A 20,548-nucleotide genomic window follows, 5' to 3' on the forward strand; every position below is an offset into this window, starting at 1 on the left:
GTTTGCATCGTTACAAAGTCGACGGGGGCGGAAATAGTGCGTTTCTGGACAACCGTCTGGGGTCTGGTCAGGAAGAAGGCGATCGGGCCGCCTGCCGCCGTCGTGGCGATCGGGCTCGCCCTGGCCGCGTACTTCCTGGTCCCGAGCCGCTATGTCTCCACCGCCTCCATGGTGCTGACCGTGCCCGCCACGGGCGGGACGCTGGAGACCGGCCCTCAGCAGCGGATCGGGCTGACCAACCCGCTGCTGCAGTTCAACGACGCACTCCGGACGACCGCCGGGATCCTCATCCTGTCCACCAACACGCCGGAGGTCGCCGCCGAGCTGGGCGTGACGGAGGACGGCCCGACCGTCCTGACCGTCAACGACGGCCGTACGAACCCGGACCTGCTCGGCATCAGCACCAACGGGCCGTTCGTCTACGTCGAGGTGGAGAGCACCTCTCCTGCCGTGGTCACGGAGGTCATGCGCAAGGCGAAGCTGCGCATCAGGCTGGAGCTGGCCAAGCGGCAGACGGCGCTGGGCGCGCCGGTGAGCACGCACATCGGCATCCTCGACGTGATGCCCGCGTCGGCGCCCCGGCTCGTCGTGACGGACCGCCTGCTGGGCGCGGCCTCGGGTGGCCTGTCCGGGGTGGTGGCGGGGCTCGGCGTGGCGTACGGCGTCCAGCGCCTGCGCGCCGCCCGCCGCGCGGACGACCCCGGCCCTCAGCCCGAGCGCGAGCCGGAGCCGGAGCCCGAGCGCGAGCCGGAGACCTGGCAGGACGCGGCGCCGGAGCCGGAGCGGGAGGACGCTCAGGTCGAGTCGACGACCTGAGCGCACCGCCGGATCGCGGCCGCCCTGGCCTCGTGCGGGGTGTTCGACTTGGCGGAGATCATCATGCCCACCGCCTCAGGCGGCAGCCGGTCGGCGAAGGCGACCGCCTGGGCCTCGTCCCACGGCTCGTGGTGGTAGCTCAGGTGGCAGATCGTCGTGTTGATCGGCGGCGACGACTTCAGCACCTCGTCGACGAACACGCCGTACAGGACGAACTCCGAGACGTGCAGCCGTCCGTTGAACGCGTCGAGCCAGTCGCGCCCGGTGACCTCGGTGATGCGGCGGCGCATGGCGAGCACGATCCGAGGGTCCCAGAACGTCAGCGCGGTCACGTAGTCGGGCAGCGGCGGGGGCGGTGGTGGCGGCAGGCCGAGCAGTTCGCGGGCGACCCGGTGCCACAGCAGATGCCGCTCCATGTCGGCGGTCACGGCGTTCTCGACCCGGTGGAGGCAGAGCCGCCCGTCCACGCTGAACGACTCGATCCCGGTCGGCCGGACCAGTACGGCGTCGGAGTCGACGATGAGCAGGGCGTCGGCGTCGATCAGGCCGGCGGAGGCGATCTTGACCGTCTGCTGCATGACCCAGCCGCGCAGCGGGGGCCACGGGCGGCGGCAGTTGACGTACACGTCGGTGAAGGGCGCGCGGACGTACCTGAGGGGCAGCAGCTCCGAGCGCACCCACAGGCGGCAGCGTGGCCCCTCGAACCCGGCGAAGGCCCGCCGGTCACGGGCGGGCACGAAGACGTGGTGGACGGTGTCGTCCGAGGTGTGCTGGAGCACGGACCGGTGCAGGTCGGCGAAGAGGCCGGCGTCCGGGGCGTAGGAGGGGGTGATGACCGCCAGCTTGCTCACGGGCCGACTCCCATCGTGAAACGCCTCTGCCTTCCCCTTATCGGGGAGCCGGAGGCGGTGTTACACGGCTTATGTAACGCTCCACCCCATTCGTGGCGACATCCATGAGGCAGGACTCGCAGGGAGGGCACGTGGATTTCTGGGGGACCGTCCTCGTCCTGGCGCGACGGTGGTTCGTCGCCCTTCCGGCCTTCCTGATGGCCGTCGGCGGCGCCTTCTACGCCTACTCCACCATCCCCGTCACCTACACCGTCTCAGCGGTCCTCGTCCTCACCACGCCGACCAGCGGCGGGACCGTGCCACCCCACCCCGACCAGCCCGTGGCGCAGATCAACCCGCTGCTCAACTTCGACCACGGGCTCGACGTGGCCGCGTCGATGCTGATCAACGTCATGAGCACACCCGACATGGTGGCCGAGATGGGCGTGCGACCCGACGGCGACACCACGTACGCGGTCACCAACGGCACCAACAACCTGGAGTCGCTGGCGACCGGCCCGCTCGTCTTCGTCGAAGGGGAGAGCCGCACGCCCGAGGCGGCCACCCGAATGGCCCGCCAGGTCATCGAACGGGTCGAGCGGGAGCTCGACGTACGCCAGCGGCAGGTGCAGGCCCCACCCGAGACCTACATCACGATCAGCCAGACGGTGCCGCCCACCACGCCCGTGCCACAGGAGGGCAGGAAGCTGCGCTCCGCCGCCGCCGCGCTCGGTCTGGGGCTGATCGCCGCCCTGTGCGCCGCGTTCGCCGCGGAGAGCCTCTCGGCGGCGCGCAGGGCCGGTTTCCCCGGGCTGCCGGGAACCCGGCGCGGACGGGACGAGCCCGAGCCGGATCCCGCGAGCGGCGGGCAGGACCTCGTCGCGGCCAGGGAACCGGGGGCGTAGCCGGTGGCCGCCGCGACGCCAGGCGCCCCGCCGCAGCCGGGGCGCGCCGACGGCGCCACCGTCGCCGCCGTCTTCGCCGTGGTGCTGCTGATCGTGCCCGCCCGGCTGGTGCTGAAGTACCTTCCGCTCTCGCTCACCCCCGCAAACGTGGTGAGCCTCGCGGCGGCGCTGCTGTGGTTGTGCGCGCAGCTCACCCTCACCCTGGGCGCCGCCAAGGGACGCAACCCCGTGCGCACGGTCCTGTTCGCCTACTTCACCGCGATGCTGGCGACCTTCGGGTTCACCACGTACGGGTACATGGACTCCGACGAGCTGAACCTGAGCGACCACTCCTTCGTGCTGGTGATCGCGATCGTCGGCATCGCGCTCACGGTCTGCGACGGTGCGCGGGGCCCGCGCCGGCTCGACCTCGTGCTGAAGACGCTGGTGGTGGCAGGCGCGGTCATCTCGGTGATCGGCGCCTTCCAGTTCCTGTTCTCAGTGGACCTGACCAGGTTCATGGAGCTGCCGATCCTGCGCTACAGCACCGAAGGCGACTCGTTCGTCCTGGAACGGGCCGACCTGCGCCGCGTCGCGGCCACCACAGGACACCCCATCGAGTTCGGCGTCACCTGCGCCATGCTGCTCCCGCTGGCCGCCCACTACGCCGTCAAGGCCCGCATGCGCGCCGAGCCGGCGCTGCGCTGGTGGGCGTGCACGCTGCTCATCGGGCTCGGCCTGATGTTCTCCGTGTCGCGCTCGGCCATGCTGAGCCTGTTCGTGGCGGGTGTGGTGCTGGTCATCGGCTGGCCCGCGCGGCGGCGGCTGCGGGCGCTCCTGGTGACGGCCGGATTCATGGCCGCCGTCTGGGTGGCGGTGCCGGGCCTGCTGGGGACCATCGCCGGGCTGTTCACCGACCTCGGCAACGACGAGAGCATCCAGTACAGGACGCACGACTACGCCGTCGCCGGGCAGGAGATCGGCCGGCACTTCTGGCTCGGCCGCGGCCTCGGCACGTGGTACGCCCCCAAGCACCAGATCTTCGACAACCAGTACATCCTGTCGATGGTGGAGACGGGGCTGGTCGGCACCGTGGCGTACACGTCGGTGTTCCTGGTGGCCTGCTACGCGGCGCTGAGGGCCCGCCACCTGAGCGCCGACCCCGGCGACCGCGACCTCGGGCTCACGGTCGCCGCCTGCCTGCTCGTGCCGCTCGCCGGGTCGTTCACCTTCGACCTGCTGTCGTTCGCGACCGTGACCGGGATCGCGTTCGTGCTGGTCGGCGCGGCCGGCGCCCTGCTAAGGGCCGCGCGGGCCGATCAGCTCTCACCCTCGCACTCCAGCGGGCCGACGATCGAGGTGACCCGATAGCTCTCGTCGATGGTGACCAGCTCGTTGCCGGACCACTCCGTCCTGCCGCACTCGGAGTCGACCGGCCCGTACACCCACGACTTGTCGACCAGCTTGTTGCCGCGCACGACCTGCCTGCCGCGGGCGTTGCGCACCTGGAGGCTGAACGTGCCGCCCATGATGAGGTTGTCGGTGACGACCACGTCCTGCGACTTCTCGTCCACCAGGAAGATGGGCGCGGTGATGTGCCGGGCCTCGCGCTGGTCGACGGTGTTGTGATGGAACAGCAGCCCCTTGCCGCCGTTGTAGGCCTGGATGCCGTCGGAGTGGTCGCCGGGGTTGGAGCAGAGCTTCACGAACGAGTCGCGGATCTCGACGTCGTCGCCGGAGACACGGAAGCCGTCGCTGTGCCCCTGCACCAGCACCCTGGTGGCCTTGTACTTGTCGTGGCCGACCCCGGGCAGCGGCTCGCACTTGCCGGTGGTGCCCACCGTGGTGTCGGTGATGGTGAACCGGAACGACTCGGGGCCGTCGGAGTTGATCACGTCGCCGTCGATCACGCTGTTCCTGACGGTGACGTCGTCGGCGTGGATCAGCAGATGGCCGGGCACGTGGACGCCGTCGAGCACGGTGCCGGGCTCCCTGACGCGGTGGGCGACGTTCTCCGTCTCGAGCCTGACCTTGGTCAGCTTGGTCCCGCGGGGCGCGCCCGTGCAGGCCGGGGTGGGATGGTCGGGGCAGAACGAGCCGTCGGCCCTGGTGATGCTCGGTTCGGGGGAGGGGCTCGGCGGTGGCGGCGGCTCGGCGGGCGTGGCCTGGCAGGCCGTGGCCAGCACCGCGACGGCCGCCAGCAAGGGGAGAGGTCCGCGCATCGTTCAGCCGCCCAGCCGCCGCAGCAGGCCGGCCCACGAGCCCGCCTCCTGGTCGCGCCGGCTGACCTCGGTGACGGGCAGCGGCCACGCCATCCGCAGATCAGGGTCGTCGTAGCGGACCGCCAGGTCCTCGGCCGGATCGTGCGGCCTGTCGATGCGGTAGCAGGTGTCGGCGGGCTCGGTGAGCGCCTGGAAGCCGTGCAGCAGGCCCGGGGGCACGTACAGCGTGACGAAGTCCTCGTCGTCGAGCCGCACCGCCATGCTGCGCCCGAACGTCGGGGAGTGCGGCCTGATGTCCACCAGCACGTCGTGGACGGCGCCGCGGGCGCACCTGACGAGCTTCGCCTCGCCCTGGCCGGAACGCCCGTGCAGGCCCCGGACCGTGCCGCGCCGCGAGCGCGACTGGCTGTCCTGGACGAAGGTCCCGGGGTCCAGGCCGGCCTCGGCGGCGACGGCCGCGTCGAAGGTCCTGGTGAACAGGCCGCGGCTGTCGTGGTACGGCGTCGGCCTGAACAGCAGGACCCCGTCGAGTTCCCCCTGCTCTGCTTTCATGTGTCGTCCTTCCTGGAGGCGGTCCGATGAAGCCGGCGGTCAGCGTCGTCATCCCGGCGCACAACGAGGAAGCGGTCGTCGCCGAAGGGCTGGACCTGCTGCTCGCCGGGACGGAGCCCGGCGAGTTCGACGTCGTCGTGGTGGCCAACGCCTGCACCGACGGCACCGCGCGGGCCGCGGCGCGGCCGGGCGTGCGGGTGCTGGAGACCGCGACCCCCGGCAAGGTCAACGCGCTGCGCCTGGGCGACGCGGCGTGCGCGGCCTTCCCGCGCGTCTATCTCGACGCGGACGTGCGCATCGACGCCGCCTCCGTACGGGCGCTCGCCGGCGCCGTGGGCCGGCCTGGCGTGCTGGCCTGCGCGCCCAGGCCCGAGTGGGACCTGTCCGGTACGGGCCCCGTGGTCCGCCGCGTGCACCGGGTGCACGACCGGCTGGTGGCGCCCTCCAGGGCACTGGCGGGCGTCGGCGTCTACGTGCTGAACGAGCGCGGGCACGAGCGGGCCTTCCCCCTGCCCGACGTGATCTCCGACGACGGCTGGGTGGACGGCTGCTTCACCGGCGGCGAGCGGGTCGTGGTGGCGGGGGCGCGCTCCGTCGTGCGTCCCGCCCGCACCGTCCGCGCCCACCTGCGCCGCCGGGTCAGGGTCAGGCAGGGCAACAGGCAGCTCGCCGAGCTGGGTGTGCCCGCGCGCCCGCTGCGCCCGCGGGCGCTGGGCGCGCTGCTGGCCTCGCGGGCGGTCGGGCCGCTCGACGCCGCCTGCTACCTGGCCGTGCTGCTCCTGGACCGGCTGCTCACCAGGGCGCGCGGCGGCAGGACGAGCTGGGGCACCGACGCCGGCAGCCGTCATCGCGACTCCACGGCGGCGTCGTAGGCCGCCAGCAACGCCGCCTTCGAATGGTGCCAGGACAGCGGCCCCGCGACCCTGGCGCGGCCGATCTCGCCCATCCGCCGCCGCATGTCCGGGTCGTCGAGCAGTTGCGCGATCAGCTTGGCGAACTCCGACTCGTCGTTGGCCGGCGCGTACAGGGCCGCCTCGCCCGCCGACACCCGCGCCTCGCGCAGCTCGAACGAGACGATGGGCCGGCCCATGGCCATGTACTCCATGATCTTGTTCATCGTGGAGACGTCGTTGAGCGGGTTGAGCGGGTCGGGCGACAGGCACACGTCGGCCGTGGACAGGTAGCGCAGCAGGTCCTCGTCGGGGATCCGGCCGGTGAACTCGACGGCGTCGGCCAGGCCCAGCTCGCGTGAGAGCGCCACCATGGCGTCGAACGTGTCGCCGCCGCCGACGAACACCGCGTGCCAGTCCGTACGCCCGTGCTCGTCGCGCAGCCGCGCCAGGCTGCGCAGCGCGTAGTCCACGCCGTCCTGCGGCCCCATCACGCCCAGGTAGCACAGCAGGTACGGCTTGCCGCGCCGCAGTCCCTTCTCGGGCGGCACCTGGTGGAACCGCTCGACCGCCGGAGCGCTGCGCACCACGAAGACCTCCTCGGGACGTTTGCCGCCCCGCGACAGCGCCACCCGCTTGTAGCTCTCGTTGGTCGCGATCACCACGTGCGCGGCCCGGTACGTCATCCGCTCCAGCCGGCGCACCGCCCGGTACAGCAGGTCCTCGCCGCGCCCGAACCGCGACAGGTAGAGCTCGGGCACCAGGTCGTGCTGGTCGAAGACGAACCGCGTGCCCTTGCCCCGCATGGCCCGCGCCACCAGGAAGAACAGGTCGGGCGGGTTGCAGCCGTGCACCACGTCGAACGTGCCGAGCCGCCTGGCCAGGCGGAAGGTGTGCCACAACGCGGAGCCGTACTCGCGCAGGTAGCCTGCGGGGCCGCCGGTGGCGGCGCGCAGGGGGTAGCGGTGGATGTGGACGCCGTCGATGACGGCCTCGGGCTCGGTGTCCTGCTTGGCGCCCCGCGGGCAGATGACGTGCACCTCCCAGCCGGCCTGGTACAGCGCCGTGCATTCCTGCCAGACGCGCCGGTCCAGCGGTACGGACAGATTCTCGACGAGGATGAGTGCTCTACCACGCAATGCCTGTGTAGTCCCTTCTGCCCCGCTGGGCCTCCGCGTCAGGAACGCGTACGAGATCGACGATCCGGCGGTCGCCCGCGCGGCTCAGCGCGTCGAGCACTGTCGGGTCCGCGCACCCGATCACGCACACCTCGGCGTGCCGGAGCACCTCGTCCACCGAGTCGCCGAGCAACTCGCCGAGGTGGGGCAGGCGTTCGGCGATGTAGGCGCGGTTGGCGCCCACCAGCCGCGACAGGGTCACGTTGGCGTCGTAGATGCGCAGGTCGTAGCCCTTGCCGAGGAGCCGTTCCGCGAGTTCGACGAGGGGGCTCTCGCGCAGGTCGTCGGTGCCGGGTTTGAACGACAGCCCGAAGAGGCCGATCCTGCGCCTGCCCGAGGCGGTGACGAGGTCGAAGGCGCGCTGCAGGTGCGCCTCGTTGGCCGGGAGCACATGGGAGAGCAGCGGTACGGACACGTCGGCCTTGCGTGCCGCGTAGACCAGGCCACGCAGGTCCTTGGGCAGGCAGGAGCCGCCGAAGGCGAAGCCGGGCCGCAGGTAGGCGGGGCTGATGTTGAGCTTGCGGTCGGCCAGGAACACGTCCATCACGCGGTGGGAGTCGAGGCCCATGGCCTGGCAGATCGCGCCCAGCTCGTTGGCGAATCCGATCTTGACCGCGTGAAAGGCGTTGTCCACATATTTGGACATTTCGGCGACGGGGATGGGCACCCGGAAGACGTCGCCCGGCAGCCCCTCGTACAACGCGGCGACGGCGTCGCCCGCGGCCTCGTCCGACTCCCCGATCACCGTCTTGGGCGGCGCGAAGAAGTCGCGCACGCTGGTGCCCTCGCGCAGGAACTCGGGATTGACCGCCACCCCGAAGTCCACACCCGCGCGCAGCCCCGACGACAGCTCCAGGATGGGGACGAGCAGGTCGGCGCAGGTTCCCGGCAGCATGGTGCTGCGGAAGACCACCACGTGCCCCGGGGCGAGCGAGCGGCCGATCTGCTCGGCCACCCGCTCCAGGTACGTCGTCGACAGGCTGCCGTTGGGCGCCGACGGGGTGCCCACGCAGACCAGCGACACCTCGCTGTTCCTGACGGCCCGGGCGGCGTCCGTGGTGGCGCACAGCGCGCCGCCCTCGACGGCCTCGGCCACCAGCTCACCGATGCGCTCCTCCACGATCGGCGCGTGGCCGTCGTTGATGAGATCGACCTTCGCCGGGTTGACGTCGACACCCACGACCTGGTGTCCCATGGAGGCCAGGCAGGCCGCCGAGACGCATCCGACGTAACCGAGTCCGAAGACACTAATTCGCACAGCCGCCTCCGTAAGGGACCGTCTGCTGTGGACCGCCGTCTGGAGGGCAGCGCGCCATTTCCCCCGCCTCCACCGATATGTCGGGCATGTCCGTTGGAACGTTACGGTTTTCTCCGTGCCCTGACCGATCGTGCGACCGACCTCGCCTTCGACAGCGCCGACGCGGCGGCCCTGCGTACCGGATTCCTCGTGACGAGGCCCTGGCAGACCACGCTCTCGCCGGTCTTGGCCCGCCGCTTGTACTCGTCCTCGCCCCTGCCGAGATCGATGCGTACGATCCCGAGCGCCGGGGCGGCGGCCACCAGCTCCCGCAGCAGGATCCAGCCCGGCGACAGCCGCGCGAAGGCCGGGTCGTAGACGGGGAACCACCAGTGCAGCACCCCGCCCGACCGCAGGCCGAAGTGGGCGGCGAGCAGGTGCTCCCCGGCGTGCAGCGTGGACAGCACGCCGCCGAACGCCGGGTCGCGGGCACGCAGCAGGCCGTCGAGCAGCCGGACCCGGTCCGGCTCCGCGAAGAAGTCCCTGGCGCCGGTCGCGGCGTACTGCGCCCGCTTCAGCTCGACCACCCGCGCCAGCGCCTTCCGGTCGGACGAGGCCGCCACGAACCTGAGCTCGCCGAGCTCCCGCCCCGCCTTCGCGGCCCGCCGCCTGGCCTGCCCCATGTTCTCCTTGCCGCTGCGCGAGGCCCGGCCCAGGTAGCCCGCCAGCCCGCCGGTCACGTCCAGGTACGGCGACGGCCTGCGGGAGACCACCCACCGCTCGAACCCGGGCGCCTCCTCCACCAGGTGGTCGAAGGCGTAGCCGGCGGCCCCGTTCCCGAGCAGGTCCAGCGGACGGAACCCGGCGCCGGCCGCCAGGATCGGGCCCTGGAAGTCCGCGCCCGGCCAGCCCACCGGGCGCAGCAGCCGCCCCTCCCGGTGGTGCGGCAGGAACGCGACCGGTCTCCCGCCGTCACGCGCGACCGCCACGTGAACGGGCCGCCCGCCGGCGTGCACGGCCGCCGCGAAACCGGGATGGAAATAGGGGCTGTCGAGCGCCGGGTTGGCCGTCCGCAGCGTGTGCCAGGCGTCCAGATCCTCCGCACTGAGCGCGGTGAACGCCTCCACGCGCAGCCCGCTCATTGCGGCAGCGCCGTCATCCGGCGCGACGGCCGCAGCAGCGCCACCACGCAGGCCCGCGACGTACGCCTTCCGGCCAGCGCCCGCACCGCCTCACCGGCCAGCACCGCCAGGAAGTACGCGGCCCCCGACGCCCTCCCGTGGCGCCGCCGGTACAGGCGTACCTTGTTCACGACGAGCAGCGCCGCCAGCGTCGGATTCACGCCCGAGTCGCCGCCGATGTGCTCGATCGCCGACGCGGGCTCGTACCACGTCGTCCATCCCAGGTCGGCGGCGCGCAGACAGTAGTCCGTCTCCTCGCTGTAGAGCAGGAACGACTCGTCCCACGCGCCGACCTCGCGGATGAGCCGCGTCGAGAGCAGCATGGCCGCGCCGGTCGCCCAGGCGTACGCGCCGGGACGCGCGTAGTCGCGCGGGTCGGTCACCAGTTCGCCCAGCCCTCCGACGCGCCCGGCGAGCGACCCGCCGACCAGCGCCTCGGCCAGGGCCCTGCCCACGGTCGGCGCCCTGCGCAGCGACGGCTGGAGCGTGCCATCCGGATTGACCATGTAGGGGACCGCGATGCCCCTGCCCGGTTCGCGCAGGCAGGCCAGCAGCGGCGCGATCGAGCCGGGGCGCAGCCGGCAGTCGGGGTTGAGCACGTAGACGCCGTCGAGCCGGTCGAGGTCCAGCGCGGCGACGCCGGCGTTGATCGCGGCGGCGTACCCGGCGTTCCTGCCGACCTGCACCACCGTGGCGCCGGCCCGTTCGGCGACGGCGACGGAGTCGTCCTTGGAGGCGTTGTCGGCCACCACCACGCCGGCCAGCTCCACCCCTTCGGCGCCCCGCGCCAGCGAGCCGAGGCAGCCTCCGAGCACGGAGGCGCTGTTGTAGGTGACGATCACGACGGCGACCCGGCCCATGTCAGCGCACCCGCTTGTACAGGCGCATGCCGAGCTTGCCCGCGCGCCGGGCGAGCGGCGGCCTGCCGTCGAGCACCCGCCCGATCCAGGCGCCGTCGAGGTCGTGCCTGAGGCTGTTGCGCGCCTGGAGCCAGGAGCCGGGTCTGGCCCGGCCGCCGTCGCTGGTGTAGGCGCGGGTCACGCCGGCCATCCGCAGCCGGCGCAGGACCCGGCGGTCGTAGGAGCCGAACGGGATGGCCACCCGCGACACCGGCCCGCCCGCGAGCCGGGCGAGCACGGCCCTGGCCCGGGTGAGCTCCTCGGCCACCTGCGGGCCGTCCAGCGTGCGCCAGTCGCGGTGCGCCCACCCGTGCGAGCCGACCCGCATGCCGGCCCCGGCCAGCTCGCGCACGCCGTCGGCGTCGAGCCTGCCGGGCTCGCCGAGCAGCCCGGCCAGGACGAAGAACTCCGCCCGCAGCCCCCGCTCCACCAGCCGGGGAAGGGCGATCTCCACGTCGGAGGCGTTCCCGTCGTCGAACGTCAGCCGTACGTCGGGACGGCCGGCCACCGCGTCGACGACCTGCTCGAACTGCTCGACCGTCACCCACGTCGTGTCCTCGCCCCGTTCGAGCGCGCGGGCCGTCTCGCCGATGCCGTGCACGGTCAGGTTGGTTACCGCCCGCATCCTGCCCCCTGGTCAAGAAGGTCACCAGGAGAGATATCGCGACCGGGTCTGGACCGTTACATCCGTTTTGCGTACCAGGCGACGGTCTGCCGCAGCCCCGCTTCGAGCGTGGTCGCCGGCCGCCAGCCCAGCACGCGCGCGGCGGGCCCGATGTCGGAGCGCTGCGTACGGTCCAGCGGCCGGGCCGCGACCGCGCCGTACTCGGGCCTGGCCCGGCCGCCCACGGTGCCGGCCCCGGTGTCGCCCATGGTGCCGGCCCCGGTGTCGGTCACGGTGTCGGTCACGATGCCGGCGAGCAACTCCGCCGTGTCGCGGATGCTGACCGGCTCGGGCGTGCCGATGTCGAGGACGTGCCCGGCCGCGCCGCCGCCCGCTCCCGCCAGCACGAACGCGTCCACCACGTCCTCGACGTACACCCAGGTGACCAGCCTCGCGCCGGACGTCAGCCGGGGCGCCTCCCCCTTCAGCAGGGACGTCGTCACGTACGGCACCAGCCTGGCCGCGTTCGGCTCGCCCGGCCCGTAGACCATCGCCACCCGCAACACCGAGACCGGCACCCCCCACAGGGCGTGGAACATCCGGGCGTACCCCGTCGCCGCCGCCTTCGCCGCCGCGTACGGGGAACTCGGAGCCTGCCCGTCGCGCGGCTCCTCCACCGAGCCCGCCAGCACCACGCTGCGCACGGGGCCGCCCGTCACGGCCGTCAGCAGGTTGACCGCCGCGCCCAGGTTGCCCGCCAGCGTCGGCGCCACCATCCCCGGCTCCCGGACGCCGGTGACCTCACTGGCCAGATGGAAGACCACCTCCGGCTGGACGGCCTCCACCAGTGATGCCGTGGCGGTGGCGTCGCACAGGTCGGCCGCGTGCCAGCGCTCGACGTGCCCGGTGGCCTCCTGCGGGCGGCGGCTGACCGCGTGCACCCGCGCGCCCAGCCCGGCCAGGCGGCGGACCAGGTGGGCGCCGATGAACCCGGTGGCGCCGGTGACCAGCGTGCGCGTTCCCTGCCAGGCCGACATGTGATCTCCCGGGCTAGTCGTGTTGGTCCGGTGGCGGAATGGGCTCGCCCGTGCCGTGCCAGACGTTGCCCGCGCCGGCGGCGAGCTCGGAGCGGGTGCTCAGCAGGATCGGGCAGTCGTGCGCGGAGTTCGGGCCGAACCGGTTGCCGGTGACCCGCTGCCCGGTCAGCGGGCGCTCCAGCGGCGTGTGGTCGATGTTGACGATGCAGGCGCCGCCGTCGAGGTAGTTGTCCTCCACCCGCAGGTCGTCGGCCGACGACTGCACGGCCGCGTTCGGGTCGCGCGTGGTCGACAGATCGATCGTGTTGTGCCGCAGCGTGACGCCGCTCTGGTCGGCGAAGGCCTGTACGCCGTCGTTGTGGGTGGGTTCGCCGCCCTGGTCGGGGTCGTGGGCGAACCAGCTCAGGTCGTGGATGTAGGAGTCCTGGACCAGGGTGGCGGTGTGGGCCTTGACGCCGTCGACCGTGCCCCGGAACTCCGAGCGGTAGATCTTCGTCGAGGCCGCCCAGATGCCGTCGACGGACGGCGAGGGATGGGCGGGGTAGAACTCGGAGTCCTCCACCACCGTGTTCTTGCCGTGCTCGGTGTCGAGCAGCGGCCGTACGTCGGAGGTCGCCGCGCCACGGAACACGCAGTTGCGGAACGTGACGCCGCGCGCGGTCACCACCACGAAGCCGTGGAAGACCTTGCCCTCGACGACCTCACCGTCCCTGGCGAAGGTCTGGTCGCCGGTGACGACGGTGAGCGCGGTGCCCGGCCGGACACCCGTGGAGGCCGCGTCGGGAAAGCCGGGAGGGCCCGGCCCGCCGCTCTCCGCGGGCGGGCTCACGGACGCGGGTGGGCTCATGGACGCGGACGGGCTCTGCGAGGCCCGGCCCGCGGGCTCGCCGAGCTGCTGGGCGACCACGACGGCCAGGACCAGGGCGGCGACCGCGGCTATGACATACGACCACGTCTTCGCCACCCTGGCATTATTCGCGAATAATCAGCCGATGCGCCAGGTGTCGCCGCCCAGCAGCAGCTCGCTCAGGTCGCCCGATCCCGCGCTGTCCACGGCCGCGTCGAGCTGCTCGGCCATGAGCGTGTCGTAGGCCGGCCGGTCGACCTGCCGGAAGATCCCGATCGGCACGTGCTCGAACGCCGGCTCGTCGAGCCTGCTGAGCGCGAAGGCCACCGACGGGTCGGGGCTGTGCGCGTCGTGCACGAGGATCTGGTCGTCGCTCACGCCGTCGCGGGCCACCACCTCGATGCCGCCGTTCGCGGCGCGTACGACGGCCTTCGAGGCGCTCGCGATCGGCTGGTCGTGCTCCAGCCGCAGCGTGATGTCGTCGCGGACCTCGGGGTCCTTGAGCTGCTCGAAGGCGTTGTCGTTGAAGATGTTGCAGTTCTGGTAGATCTCGACCAGCGACGTGCCGCGGTGCGCGGTCGCCTCGCGCAGCACCGACTGCAGGTGCTTGCGGTCGGAGTCGATGGTCCTGGCCACGAACGACGCCTCGGCGCCGAGGGCCAGCGAGATCGGGTTGAACGGTTTGTCCAGCGACCCCATCGGCGTCGACTTGGTGATCTTGCCGGTTTCGCTGGTGGGGGAGTACTGGCCCTTGGTCAGACCGTAGATCCGGTTGTTGAACAGCAGGATGTTGAGGTTGACGTTGCGGCGCAGCGCGTGGATCAGGTGGTTGCCGCCGATCGACAGCGCGTCGCCGTCACCCGTGATCACCCAGACGCTCAGGTCGGGCCGGCTGGCCGCCAGCCCCGTCGCGATCGCCGGCGCCCGCCCGTGGATGGAGTGGAAGCCGTAGGTGTTGAGGTAGTAGGGGAAACGCGACGAGCACCCGATGCCGGAGACGAACACGATGTTCTCGCGCCTGAGCCCCAGCTCCGGCAGGAAGCTCTGCACGGCGGCGAGGATCGCGTAGTCGCCGCAGCCGGGGCACCAGCGCACCTCCTGGTCGGACTTGAAGTCCTTCAGGGTCTGCTTCGCGTCGGTCTTGGGAACGAGCGAGAGCCCCTTCCCGTTCAGCAGCTCAGTCACTGTCGATCACGTCCTGGATGACTCCGGCCAGCTCCTCGGCCTTGAACGGGAGCCCGCGCACGCGGTTGTAGCTGATCACGTCGACGAGGAAGCGGGCCCGCAGCAGCAGGGCCAGCTGGCCCAGGTTGATCTCGGGCAGCAGCACCTTGTCGTATCGCTTGAGGATCTCGCCGGTGTTGGCCGGCAGCGGGTTGAGGTGGCGCAGGTGGGTCTGCGCGACCTTGCCGCCGCTCTTCCTGATGCGCCGCACGGCGGCGGCGATCGGCCCGTACGTCGAGCCCCACCCGATGACGAGCACCCTGGCGTCGCCGTCGGGGTCGTCGACCTCGAGATCAGGCACGTCGATGCCGGCGACCTTGGCGGCCCTGGTGCGGACCATCAGGTCGTGGTTGGCGGGGTCGTAGGAGATGTTGCCGGTGCCGTCGGCCTTCTCGATGCCGCCGATGCGGTGCTCGAGGCCGGGGGTGCCGGGGATGGCCCACGGGCGGGCGAGGGTGTCGGCGTCACGCTTGAAGGGCAGGAACGTACCGTCCTCGCCGTTGGGGGCGGTCGTGAACTCCTGCGAGATGTCGGGCAGGTCGGCGATCTCGGGGAGTCGCCAGGGCTCCGAGCCGTTGGCGAGGTAGCCGTCCGACAGCAACATGACCGGTGTGCGGTATTTGACGGCGATCCTGGCCGCCTCGATGGCCGCGTCGAAGCAGTCGCTCGGCGACATCGGCGCCACCACCGGCACCGGCGACTCGCCGTTGCGGCCGAACAACGCCATCAGCAGGTCGGTCTGCTCGGTCTTGGTCGGCATGCCGGTGCTCGGCCCCGCGCGCTGCACGTCGACCACGATCAGCGGCAGTTCGGTGGTGACCGCCAGGCCGACGGTCTCGGCCTTCAGCGCCACGCCGGGACCCGACGTGGTGGTCACGCCCAGCGCCCCGCCGAATGCGGCCCCGAGCGCCGCGCCGACGCCGGCGATCTCGTCCTCGGCCTGGAAGGTGCGGATCCCGAACCGCTTGTGCCTGGACAGCTCGTGCAGGATGTCGCTCGCCGGGGTGATCGGGTAGGAGCCCAGGAACAGCGGCAGCTTCGACTGCACGCTCGCGGCGATCAGGCCGTAGGCGAGCGCCTGGTTGCCGGAGATGTTGCGGTAGACGCCCGGGGGCAGCTGCGCCGGCTTGACCTCGTAGCTCACCGAGAAACCCTCGGTGGTCTCGCCGTAGTTCCAGCCGGCCTGGAAGGCGGCGATGTTGGCCTTGGCGATGTCGGGCTTCTTGGCGAACTTCTGCTCGAGGAACTTGATGGTGTGCTCGGTCGGCCGGTGGTAGAGCCACGACAGCAGGCCGAGGGCGAACATGTTCTTCGACCGCTCGGCGTCCTTCTTCGACAGGTCGAAGTCTTCGAGCGCCTTGACGGTCAGCGAGGTCAGCGGGACCGCGTGCACGCGCCACTCGCTCAGGGAGTCGTCCTCGAGCGGGCTGGTGGCGTAGCCCACCTTCTGCAGGTTGCGCTTGGTGAACTCGTCGGTGTTGGCGATGATGTCGGCGCCCCTGGGCAGGTCGCCCAGGTTGGCCTTGAGGGCGGCCGGGTTCATCGCCACGAGGACGTTGGGCGCGTCGCCGGGCGTGAGGATGTCGTGGTCGGCGAAGTGCAGCTGGAAGCTGGAGACGCCGGGCAGCGTGCCTGCGGGGGCCCGGATCTCGGCGGGGAAGTTGGGCAGTGTCGACAGGTCGTTGCCGAACTCCGCCGTGCCCGCCGTGAAGCGGTCGCCGGTGAGCTGCATGCCGTCGCCGGAGTCGCCGGCGAATCTGATGATCACGCGGTCGAGTTGCTGGACCTGCTTCGTCACAGCTCAGTCCTCCTCGACGCGCCAAGGCGCGGTTGATGTAGGCGCGTTCTCTGTTTCCATGCTAGATCCTCGGAAGGTCACGCGTTTGCGGCCCGCGATTGCGGGTAAACGCGGGCGGGGTCAGGGTGAGGCGGGAGAACGACGACACAGCCCGGACGCGAGCCTGCAGAGGTCCACATGCAGGCGGGCGAACAGGACGGTTCGGGTCACGTGCGCCAACTATACGTCCCCCCCAAAGCCGTCAGGTCAGGGGCTGTCCGCTCCCTGAGCTGTACATGCGTCCGGCCTGCATCCCCGCAGAGCCGTACAACTCAGGAACGGTGACAAAGCTGTAACCCTTCCCGCGCAACCTTTCGAGGATGTCCGGAACCGCGTCGACGGTTTCCCGATGGATGTCGTGCATGAGAATGATCGCACCTGGATGTGCCCCGCGCACCGCTCTGTCGGCGATGTCGGCGGATTCGCCACCGCCCTGGTCATGGGTGTCGACGTCCCAGGTGACCAGCGACGCGCCCTGCTCGGCCGCGGCGGCGCGCAACTGCGGGCTCACGGTCCCGTACGGCGGCCGCAGGAGCGTCGGCGTGCGCCCGGTCGCGACGGTGATCGCGTCACTCGCCCGCCTCAGCGAGTCGCTGATCTTGCTGGTGGGCAGACCGGAAAGGTTCTTGTGGGTCCAGCTGTGGTTGCCGACCAGATGCCCCTCGGCGCTCATCCGCAGCACCAGCCCGGGGTCGGCGGCGGCGTTCATACCGAGCGGGAAGAACGTGGCGCGCGCCCGATGCTCCTGGAGCGTGTCGAGCAGCGCGCCGGTGTGGGGTCCTGGGCCGTCGTCGAACGTCAGCGCCACGCACTTGGTCTTGGCGCAGTCGGCGGTCACGGCCAGGTTCCTGACGGCCTCGGTGCCGTTGGCGGGGTCGTTCGCGAGCGGGGCCTTGTCCATGTCCGCCGCGGCCTTGCGCGCTGCCGTCCTGACGCCTTCCTGCGCCCGCCTCCCCAGGGTGGACAGCAGCGGCTCCGCGGCGTTCGCCGGCACGGCCGCGGCCACCCGGCCCAGCGCGCACGGCCCCACCTGGCAGTCGTCGAACTCGACCACCAGATCCCCGTCACGGTTGAAGGCCATGGAGTCGAAGCGGTCGGCGTCCGCGACGACCTCGTCCCCCCGGATCTGGTTCCCGCGCTCTGCGATCAGCTGCCGCTTGACCAGCACGCCGAGCCGGCTCAGCGCGTCCTTGCCGGCGAGCAGCCCGGCGGAGCCGACCGTCCTGCCCTTGTGCGGGTCGAACCAGTACGTCCGCGTGGAGTACCCCCAGCCGGCCTTCAGGTTCTCGCCGGTGCGCAGGCGTACGGCCACCGCCTCGGGGGAGGAGGCGGCGAGCTGCCAGTTCACGTTCAGCTCCGGCCGCGGGCCGGCCGCCTTCGTCTTCGTACGCTCGCGGAAGGCATGCAGCTGGTCGCGTACCCGCTCGCGCAGCGCCTGGTTGAGCGCGGGGGCCTCGTCCAGTTCCGGGTAGGTGATGTGTACGTATCGGCGGCCGGTGGAGTCGCCCTCCGTGAGGGTCCTGGTGGACAGGCCGACGACGGTCGTGGGGTCGACAAAGTCGATCAGCGTCGGCTCTGCCGGGACCACGATGCCCCTCTCGGGCACGGCCGCGGCCATGCCGCAACCGGAGATCGAGAGGGCCAGCAGAGCGATTCCTGCGGAGAATCGCCTTATATGCATGAATGTCAGAGTATGTGTGCGATCTTGCCGTTTACTCCGATTTGGGATGATCGGTGACGGACTTTTGACCACCCTCCGGTTTCGGGCTTCCCTGGGTTACCATCCCGTCATGGACGGCTATTACGGGTCGTACGTGCTCGTCGCCGCGCTGCTCGTCATCGGCGTCGCCATCGTGGCCGGCGCCCTGCTCGCCAACCGCCTGCTCCGCCCGTCGCGCCCCACCCCGGACAAGCTGACCACGTACGAGTGCGGGGTCGACCCGGTGGGCGACGGCTGGGCGCAGTCCCAGGTCCGCTACTACGTCTTCACCTACCTGTACGTCGTCTTCGCCGTGGACGCCGTCTTCCTGTTCCCCTGGGCCACCATCTTCGACGCGCCCGGCTACGGGATGACGACGCTCGTCGAGATGTTCGTGTTCCTGGGGTTCATCGCCCTCGGCATCGTCTACGCCTGGCGCAAACGCGTACTCACCTGGACCTGAGCCCGCGGCCCGCGGCACGCAACCCCCGCGGCGCACCACGGCCTGGTCACGCCGGGGAAGATCTCTTTGCGTTCCCCTTGATCCGAGTAAGAATGGCCACATGGCAGCAACGGATCTCCCGATGCCCACAGTGGGGCCGATCTCCAGGTTGGCTCCCAAACCCATGCGCTTCGTGCTCAACTGGGGCAGGCGTTATTCGCTGTGGGTGTTCAACTTCGGGCTGGCCTGCTGCGCCATCGAGTTCATCGCGACGTCGGCGAGCCGCCACGACTTCATCCGCTTCGGCGTCATCCCGTTCGCGAACGGCCCCCGTCAGGCCGACCTCATGATCGTCTCGGGCACGGTCACCGACAAGATGGCCCCCGCCGTCAAACGCCTCTACGAGCAGATGCCCGATCCGAAATACGTGATCTCGTTCGGCGCCTGCTCCAACAGCGGCGGCCCCTACTGGGACTCCTACTGCGTGACCAACGGCGTCGACCAGATCATCCCCGTGGACATCTACGTCCCCGGCTGCCCGCCCAGGCCCGAAGCGCTCCTCTACGGCATCACCAAGCTCCAGGACAAGATCGCCGGGGAGAAGCTGAGCGACCGCTACGTGTGGTCACGCGCCCACGCGCCGGAGGAGGCGTGACCGCGCGCATCGCCGAGCGGTTCGGCGAGCGCGCCGAGACCACCGAGTCGTACGGCGACGTCACCGTCGACGTCGCACCCGGCGACTGGATCGAGCTGCTGACGTTCGTCCGCGACGAGCTCGGCCACACCTTCTTCGACTGGCTGACCGGCGTCGACGACCCACCGGACGCCTTCCAGGTCGTGGCCCACGTCTGCAACCCCGACGCCCGCACCCGCCTGCTGCTGCGCACCCGCGTGCCGCGCGCCGCCCCCCACCTGCCCACCGCCGTCGCCGTCTACCGGGGCGCCAACTGGCACGAGCGCGAGACGTACGAGATGTTCGGCGTGATCTTCGACGGCCACCCCAGCCTCGTCCCTCTCCTGCTGCCCGACGGTTTCGAAGGCCACCCGCTGCGCAAGGACTTCATCCTGGCCGCCCGCGTGGCCAAGCCCTGGCCCGGCGCCAAGGAGCCCGGCGAGTCAGGACAGGGCGCCCCGAGCCGCCGCAAGACACTTCCGCCAGGAGTTCCAGCCGACTGGGGGCCGCCCGATGCTTGACGTGGTGCTGAGCTTCGCCGTCATCCTGGTCGTGTTCCTGGTGCTGCCGCTGATCGTGGGGCAGACCGAGCACAAGGTCATGGCGCACATGCAGTCGCGGCTGGGCCCGATGTACGCGGGCGGCTTCCACGGCTGGGCGCAGCTCATCGCCGACGGCGTGAAATTCGCGCAGAAGGAGGACGTCATCCCGGCCGCGGCCGACCGCCGCATCTTCATGATCGCCCCCGGTGTGGCGCTCGTGCCGTATCTCCTCGTGCTGATCGCCATCCCTCTCGACCGCGGCCTCGTGGCCGTCGACCTCGACCTCGGCCTGTTCTTCGTCCTCGCCGTCATGGGCGTGGGCGTCCTGGGCGCGATCATGGCCGGGTGGGCCTCGGCCAACAAGTATTCCGTCCTCGGCGGCATGCGCTCGGCGGCCCAGCTCATGGCGTACGAGCTGCCCCTCGTGCTGGCGGCCTCGTCGGTCGCGATGGCCGCGGGCACACTGTCGCTCCCCGGCATCGTCGAGGCGTGGCAGTGGTGGTGGCTGCCGTGGCAGGCCGTCGGGGGCGTCGTCTTCTTCGTGGCCGGCCTGGCGGAACTGCGGCGCCCGCCCTTCGACATGCCGATCGCCGAGTCCGAGATCATCATGGGCCCGATGACCGAGTACACCGGCATGCGCTTCGCGCTCTTCATGCTCTCCGAATATGTCGGGATCGTCGTCCTGTCCTTCCTCACCACCGTGCTGTTCCTGGGCGGCTGGCACGGGCCCTTCCTGCCCGGCTGGTTGTGGACCCTGGTCAAGGTGTTCGCGCTGGCGTTCGTGGTGATCTGGCTGCGCGTGACCTATCCGCGCCTGCGCGAGGACCAACTGCAGAAGCTCGCCTGGGCCGGGCTCGTCCCGCTGGCGCTCGTACAACTGGCGCTCACCGGCGTCGTCAAGGTCCTCATCTGACGCGACCCCCCGTGCCGGGCGGGGCGGACCTCGTGCCGGGC

Annotated in this window: 22 protein-coding genes; 8 read left to right on the plus strand and 14 right to left on the minus strand. The window is 71.2% G+C overall.

What is annotated here, in order from left to right; all coding sequences use genetic code 11:
* Window positions 1–36: 36 nt before the first annotated feature.
* Window positions 37–816, plus strand: a complete 780-nt coding sequence (locus tag E1295_RS30640; protein WP_132635436.1) for a hypothetical protein — start codon at window positions 37–39, stop codon at window positions 814–816.
* Here the strand turns inward: E1295_RS30640 and E1295_RS30645 are convergent.
* Window positions 795–1,667 (minus strand): DUF6492 family protein, encoded by an 873-nt coding sequence (locus E1295_RS30645; RefSeq protein ID WP_132635439.1) that lies wholly within the window; start codon window positions 1,665–1,667, stop codon window positions 795–797. The two genes, E1295_RS30640 and E1295_RS30645, sit on opposite strands and share 22 nt — an antisense overlap.
* A 131-nt stretch (window positions 1,668–1,798) precedes the next feature.
* On the opposite strand from E1295_RS30645, the gene E1295_RS30650 reads away from it, so the two are divergent.
* Both E1295_RS30650 and E1295_RS30655 read left to right on the plus strand, forming a co-directional pair.
* Window positions 1,799–2,551: a hypothetical protein gene (locus tag E1295_RS30650; protein WP_132635442.1), complete on the plus strand. Its 753-nt coding sequence runs from the start codon at window positions 1,799–1,801 to the stop codon at window positions 2,549–2,551.
* Between the two features lie 3 nt (window positions 2,552–2,554).
* Window positions 2,555–3,901, plus strand: coding sequence for an O-antigen ligase family protein (locus E1295_RS30655; RefSeq protein WP_132635445.1), 1,347 nt, complete (start codon window positions 2,555–2,557; stop codon window positions 3,899–3,901).
* On the opposite strand, the gene E1295_RS30660 is transcribed toward E1295_RS30655, so the two are convergent.
* Complete coding sequence (locus tag E1295_RS30660; protein WP_132635448.1) at window positions 3,850–4,752, minus strand: hypothetical protein; 903 nt, start codon at window positions 4,750–4,752, stop codon at window positions 3,850–3,852. The two genes, E1295_RS30655 and E1295_RS30660, sit on opposite strands and share 52 nt — an antisense overlap.
* A 3-nt stretch (window positions 4,753–4,755) precedes the next feature.
* Window positions 4,756–5,304 carry a dTDP-4-dehydrorhamnose 3,5-epimerase family protein gene (locus tag E1295_RS30665; protein WP_132635451.1) on the minus strand — a complete coding sequence of 183 codons (549 nt, stop codon included), beginning with the start codon at window positions 5,302–5,304 and terminating at the stop codon, window positions 4,756–4,758.
* Between the two features lie 26 nt (window positions 5,305–5,330).
* On the opposite strand from E1295_RS30665, the gene E1295_RS30670 reads away from it, so the two are divergent.
* Entirely contained in the window at window positions 5,331–6,176 is an 846-nt protein-coding gene (locus tag E1295_RS30670; protein ID WP_132635454.1) for a glycosyltransferase family 2 protein, read from the plus strand.
* On the opposite strand, the gene E1295_RS30675 is transcribed toward E1295_RS30670, so the two are convergent.
* From E1295_RS30675 to E1295_RS30720, 11 genes are all read right to left on the minus strand, one after another.
* Window positions 6,149–7,333 (minus strand): glycosyltransferase family 4 protein, encoded by a 1,185-nt coding sequence (locus E1295_RS30675; protein ID WP_132635457.1) that lies wholly within the window; start codon window positions 7,331–7,333, stop codon window positions 6,149–6,151. The two genes, E1295_RS30670 and E1295_RS30675, sit on opposite strands and share 28 nt — an antisense overlap.
* On the minus strand, window positions 7,323–8,630 hold the full coding sequence (locus E1295_RS30680; protein WP_132635460.1) for a nucleotide sugar dehydrogenase: 1,308 nt from the start codon (window positions 8,628–8,630) through the stop codon (window positions 7,323–7,325). The genes E1295_RS30675 and E1295_RS30680 overlap by 11 nt, the downstream gene beginning before the upstream one ends.
* A 101-nt stretch (window positions 8,631–8,731) precedes the next feature.
* Window positions 8,732–9,751: a GNAT family N-acetyltransferase gene (locus E1295_RS30685; protein WP_246080534.1), complete on the minus strand. Its 1,020-nt coding sequence runs from the start codon at window positions 9,749–9,751 to the stop codon at window positions 8,732–8,734.
* Entirely contained in the window at window positions 9,748–10,650 is a 903-nt protein-coding gene (locus E1295_RS30690; protein ID WP_132635463.1) for a glycosyltransferase family 2 protein, read from the minus strand. The genes E1295_RS30685 and E1295_RS30690 overlap by 4 nt, the downstream gene beginning before the upstream one ends.
* Before the next feature lies 1 nt (window position 10,651).
* Window positions 10,652–11,314 (minus strand): polysaccharide deacetylase family protein, encoded by a 663-nt coding sequence (locus E1295_RS30695; protein WP_132635466.1) that lies wholly within the window; start codon window positions 11,312–11,314, stop codon window positions 10,652–10,654.
* A 56-nt stretch (window positions 11,315–11,370) separates the two neighbouring features.
* Window positions 11,371–12,330: an NAD-dependent epimerase/dehydratase family protein gene (locus E1295_RS30700; protein WP_132635469.1), complete on the minus strand. Its 960-nt coding sequence runs from the start codon at window positions 12,328–12,330 to the stop codon at window positions 11,371–11,373.
* Window positions 12,331–12,343: 13 nt separating this feature from the next.
* Window positions 12,344–13,294, minus strand: coding sequence for a hypothetical protein (locus E1295_RS30705; protein ID WP_132635472.1), 951 nt, complete (start codon window positions 13,292–13,294; stop codon window positions 12,344–12,346).
* Window positions 13,295–13,315: 21 nt separating this feature from the next.
* Window positions 13,316–14,362, minus strand: coding sequence for a 2-oxoacid:ferredoxin oxidoreductase subunit beta (locus E1295_RS30710; RefSeq protein WP_132635475.1), 1,047 nt, complete (start codon window positions 14,360–14,362; stop codon window positions 13,316–13,318).
* Window positions 14,355–16,199 (minus strand): 2-oxoacid:acceptor oxidoreductase subunit alpha, encoded by a 1,845-nt coding sequence (locus E1295_RS30715; RefSeq protein ID WP_132635478.1) that lies wholly within the window; start codon window positions 16,197–16,199, stop codon window positions 14,355–14,357. The genes E1295_RS30710 and E1295_RS30715 overlap by 8 nt, the downstream gene beginning before the upstream one ends.
* A 120-nt stretch (window positions 16,200–16,319) precedes the next feature.
* Window positions 16,320–16,409 (minus strand): putative leader peptide, encoded by a 90-nt coding sequence (locus E1295_RS52615; RefSeq protein ID WP_352322479.1) that lies wholly within the window; start codon window positions 16,407–16,409, stop codon window positions 16,320–16,322.
* A gap of 31 nt (window positions 16,410–16,440) precedes the next feature.
* Entirely contained in the window at window positions 16,441–17,919 is a 1,479-nt protein-coding gene (locus E1295_RS30720; RefSeq protein ID WP_132635481.1) for a polysaccharide deacetylase family protein, read from the minus strand.
* Between the two features lie 109 nt (window positions 17,920–18,028).
* Here E1295_RS30720 and E1295_RS30725 point away from each other — a divergent pair, with 109 nt between their 5' ends.
* The 4 genes from E1295_RS30725 to nuoH all read left to right on the plus strand — a co-directional run bounded on the left by E1295_RS30725 (window position 18,029) and on the right by nuoH (window position 20,507).
* Entirely contained in the window at window positions 18,029–18,400 is a 372-nt protein-coding gene (locus E1295_RS30725) for an NADH-quinone oxidoreductase subunit A (RefSeq protein ID WP_132635484.1), read from the plus strand.
* Between the two features lie 100 nt (window positions 18,401–18,500).
* A complete protein-coding gene (locus tag E1295_RS30730) occupies window positions 18,501–19,034 on the plus strand; it encodes an NADH-quinone oxidoreductase subunit B (RefSeq protein ID WP_132635487.1) in 534 nt (177 codons plus the stop codon).
* Entirely contained in the window at window positions 19,031–19,573 is a 543-nt protein-coding gene (locus E1295_RS30735) for an NADH-quinone oxidoreductase subunit C (RefSeq protein WP_132635490.1), read from the plus strand. The genes E1295_RS30730 and E1295_RS30735 overlap by 4 nt, the downstream gene beginning before the upstream one ends.
* Window positions 19,566–20,507, plus strand: coding sequence for an NADH-quinone oxidoreductase subunit NuoH (gene nuoH / locus E1295_RS30740; RefSeq protein ID WP_132635493.1), 942 nt, complete (start codon window positions 19,566–19,568; stop codon window positions 20,505–20,507). The genes E1295_RS30735 and nuoH overlap by 8 nt, the downstream gene beginning before the upstream one ends.
* The last annotated feature ends 41 nt before the right edge of the window (window positions 20,508–20,548 follow it).

It is taken from the genome of Nonomuraea mesophila (assembly GCF_004352805.1).
Taxonomy (GTDB): domain Bacteria; phylum Actinomycetota; class Actinomycetes; order Streptosporangiales; family Streptosporangiaceae; genus Nonomuraea; species Nonomuraea longispora.